Annotated in this window: 4 protein-coding genes; 1 reads left to right on the top strand and 3 read right to left on the bottom strand. The window is 68.5% G+C overall.

The window, feature by feature from the left end:
- Positions 1-130: 130 nt before the first annotated feature.
- Positions 131-544 (bottom strand): hypothetical protein, encoded by a 414-nt coding sequence (locus ACFVJQ_RS45590; RefSeq protein WP_385791863.1) that lies wholly within the window; start codon positions 542-544, stop codon positions 131-133.
- Positions 545-1068: 524 nt separating this feature from the next.
- Positions 1069-1464 carry a hypothetical protein gene (locus ACFVJQ_RS45585; RefSeq protein ID WP_385791861.1) on the bottom strand — a complete coding sequence of 132 codons (396 nt, stop codon included), beginning with the start codon at positions 1462-1464 and terminating at the stop codon, positions 1069-1071.
- Between the two features lie 653 nt (positions 1465-2117).
- Between ACFVJQ_RS45585 and ACFVJQ_RS45580 the strand changes: the two genes are divergently transcribed.
- The gene (locus ACFVJQ_RS45580) at positions 2118-3320 is read left to right on the top strand and encodes an IS110 family transposase (protein WP_385791859.1); all 1203 of its coding nucleotides are present in this window, start codon (positions 2118-2120) and stop codon (positions 3318-3320) included.
- Here the strand turns inward: ACFVJQ_RS45580 and ACFVJQ_RS45575 are convergent.
- Complete coding sequence (locus ACFVJQ_RS45575; RefSeq protein ID WP_385791857.1) at positions 3290-3694, bottom strand: hypothetical protein; 405 nt, start codon at positions 3692-3694, stop codon at positions 3290-3292. The two genes, ACFVJQ_RS45580 and ACFVJQ_RS45575, sit on opposite strands and share 31 nt — an antisense overlap.
- Between the last annotated feature and the right edge of the window lie 208 nt (positions 3695-3902).

Raw genomic sequence — 3902 nt, 5'->3', positions numbered from 1 at the left:
AGGGCCAGATCCTTCATCTTCCACGCAGCACCGCAATAAGGCGCTCTTCCTACATAGAACTCCTCCTTGCGTTCAGGACACACGAACCGACGAAATGCGGCTCCCGAGGTGACGGAATGGGCGGAGAGGGTCAGCGGGCTGTCCGGCCGCCGCGCGTTCGTCGGCGCTCGCGTCGTGCCGGGTTCCCAGGCTGGGAACGCGGGACCTGCTCGGGGATCTTGGGACGCTCCTGGAAAGTGAACTCAGTGGCCAGAGCCAGAGCCTGGCGGGCCTCCTCGGTTGTGGTGGAGGGCTGATTGCGCTGTCGAGCATGTCCGTGGACGGCCCGGACGAAGCTCTCCACCCACCCGGTGAACCGTGCACGCTTGGCCGGGTCGTCGCGGTCGTCGATGGTCACGGCGATCTCGCCGAGCCAGTACGCCGCCCAGCTATCCAGGACGATGCTGTCGCGGAGCTCCAGGAGAAGCCGGCCGATCTGCTGGGCGACGGGGAAGCGTCGCTCCTGCACAAGCAGCAGGGCCCGCTCGGCCCGCTCTTCGGCCACTGCGCGCTCCTGGTGTTCACGAGGACCTCGGGTGTTCGGCGCCCGCCGGGCTCGCGAACCTGCTCGGCCTTCAGCCGCCGCGCCTTCTGGTAGGCGCCCTGTTTGGAGGTCACGCACAGTGCTTCGGTGAAGTGGGCCCCAGGGCACGCCGGCGGCCTGACCGTCCTCGATCGCCTTCAGTTGTCCGGCGTCGGCCGTCTCGCGCAGGTACTGCCACAACGCCTCGCGCAACACCGCCGCCTCGCCGACCACGTTGACCGGGCTGTCCTTCGGCTGCTTCAACTTGCCAGCCCACGTCTGCGCGTGGTCCAGCACGAGGTAGTCTTCGCCACCAGCCGGTTCCCAATCTGGGAACCGGCCGTGACCACCCATACCGACGACACCGGCGTACCGCGGTTCACCGGGAAGCTCCGCACTCGTTCACGGGACGCCCACGCCCCGGAGGCCACGTTTTAGCAGGTCAGCGGATTCCGTCGGTTGGCCGGCGGCGCACCACTACGATGACGCCGTCGGCGGCGGTCATGTCACGTGGGGCTGCCGGTCGCACTGTCACACGTATCATATTGGTCTTCACCGTTGTCGGATACGCAGACGAAGAGCGTTATCTCTTTGCCTTCCGCGATGTCCCGGTTCCAGTGGTTGGTGTCACCGGCACCATCGGAGTTCCTGAATTCGTCGTAGTAGGTCCCGTCGACATAGACCCTCATTACCACGCCGGCGGAATCTGCCTTGTTGTCGCGGAGGTAGAAGTGGTCGCCGTTCTCGTCGAACCATCCCTTGCCGGCACAGTCGACGTAGCCGGCATAAGCGTCGGTGCACACGCTGACGATGACCGCCGCGCTCGCGGGGGCGGCCGCCACGGTGCTGGCCAGCGCGACGGCGGCGCAGGTGCCCGCGATCGTCGCTACTCGTTTGAACATTAATCGTGCTCGCTTTCGTGTGAAGAGTGGGATGTGCACGGTGGCCGGCGCAGGCTTATGCCGCTTTGGGCGGCGAGCCCGTGGACCGGCGAATCAGGGGTGGGACAGGCGATCGCTGCTTTCTCGAAGGGAACGCAGCCGGCCGAGCAGGCTGGCGATGTCAGCGTCACCGAACTCGTCCGCGAGCATTCGCTGCACCCGCTCCTACAGCGGAGGGGGGGGGGGGGGGCGGGGCCCGCCCCCCCGCCACACCCACCCCGCCCGCGATCTTGCCCTCCCCCCCCCCAAACCGCGGTGCCCCCGGGCCCCCCTCCCCCCCCCCGCGCCCACTCCGCTGGCTTCACGGAAAGAGTTTATATGCTCACCTGCCGCCGCGGGCACGCCAGTTACCCCCCGTTATGTTCTTCGCGGTCCTGCAAGAGGGCCGCTGGTCTCCGGGCCCGGCATGGCTGGTCCCCCCTGTCGAACGGATGACCTGGGGGGTGGTGCCACCGGGCCCGAGAGGCGCCGTTGGAGACGCTGATGAGAGGTCCGACTACCGCCCGGCCTGACGCAACGCCCGGCCAATTGCGGGCGGCAGGTCTGCATAACGTGGATGCGCGCACGACGCCAACGCCCCGGCCAGCACGCACGAACCCGTTCGGGAGGACGGCTTGTACGACAGCGACGAGATAGGCGTCTTCCTGGGCCTGGACGTCGGCAAGACGAACCATCACGGGCACGGGCTCACCCCGGCCGGCAAGAAGGTCTTCGACAAGCAGCTGCCCAACACCGAACCCAAGCTGCGCGACGTTTTCACCAAGCTGAAGGCCAAGTTCGGCACCGTGCTGGTCATCGTGGACCAGCCCGCCTCCATCGGAGCCCTGCCGCTCACGGTCGCCCGGGACACCGGCTGCCAGGTCGCCTACCTGCCCGGACTCGCGATGCGGCGGATCGCCGACCTGTATCCGGGCGAGGCGAAAACCGACGCCCGCGACGCGGCCGTGATCGCGGACGCGGCCCGGACGATGCCGCACACCCTGCGCTCGCTTCAGCCGACCGACGAGATCACCGCCGAACTGACCGTGCTGGTCGGCTTCGACCAGGACCTGGCGGCCGAGGCCACCCGCACCAGCAACCGGATCCGCGGCCTGCTCACCCAGTTCCACCCCTCGCTGGAGCGCGTCCTTGGCCCCCGGCTCGACCACCAGGCCGTCACCTGGCTGCTGGAACGCTACGGATCCCCCGGCGCCCTGCGAAAGGCCGGCCGCCGCAAGCTCGTCGAGGTCATCCGGCCCAAGGCCCCGCGCATGGCAGCGCGGCTGATCGACGACGTCTTCGACGCCCTCGACGAGCAGACCGTCGTTGTTCCCGGCACCGCCACCCTCGACATCGTCATCCCGTCGCTGGCCCGCTCGCTCGGCGCCGTCCACGAACAGCGACGCGCACTGGAAGCCCAGATCGAGACCCTGCTGGAGGACCACCCTCTTTCCAAGGTCCTGACGTCGCTGCCCGGCGTCGGCGTCAGGACCGCCGCCACACTGCTGGTCACCGTCGGCGACGGCACCAGCTTCCCCACCGCCGCCCACCTGGCCTCCTACGCCGGCCTCGCCCCTACGACCAAGTCGTCGGGGACCTCGATCCACGGCGAACACGCGCCCAGGGGCGGCAACCGCCAGCTCAAACGCGCGATGTTCCTCTCCGCGTTCGCCGCCCTGCACGACCCCGCCTCCCGCACCTACTACGACAAATGCCGGGCCAGAGGAAAGACCCACACCCAGGCCCTGCTCCGTCTGGCCCGACAACGGATCAACGTGCTGTTCGCGATGCTCCGCGACGGCACCTTCTACGAACCCAGAACCCCCCGCCTCGCTTGACGAAGGACATAGAGGCACCCCCCCGCCTCGCGCAACACCGCCGCCTCGCCGACCACGTTGACCGGGCTGTCCTTCGGCTGCTTCAACTTGCCAGCCCACGTCTGCGCGTGGTCCAGCACGAGGTAGAGCTCCTCCGAAGCCGGGAACCGCTCGTACGCCGGATCCCCGCCCAACTCGTGCAACTCGCGCAGCCGGTTCACGATCCGACCGGTCTTGACCTCCCCCAGACGGATCGGCGGGCGCTGCTGACGGGGTCTCGCGGCAGCCTTCGAGGTCTTCCTCACCACGCTCGAAGTCTTCACCACCAGCCGGTTCCCAATCTGGGAACCGGCCGTGACCACCCATACCGACGACACCGGCGTACCGCGGTTCACCGGGAAGCTCCGCACTCGTTCACGGGACGCCCACGCCCCGGAGGCCACGTTTTAGCAGGTCAGCGGATTCCGTCGGTTGGCCTATGTACGACCACTACCTGCAGACGGCGTCACTCGGCGGGCCGAGCCTGTGCCATCCACCGCGGTCCCCCGTCCCGCCACCGGTCCCCGGGGTCGTACCGGAGCCGCTGGCCGGAGAAGACCAACT

Origin of the sequence: Streptomyces sp. NPDC127197, from assembly GCF_042672405.1 — a bacterium.
In the GTDB taxonomy this organism is placed as follows: Bacteria; Actinomycetota; Actinomycetes; order Streptomycetales; family Streptomycetaceae; genus Streptomyces; species Streptomyces flavusporus.
This window is presented reverse-complemented; position numbering and strand designations above follow the sequence as displayed.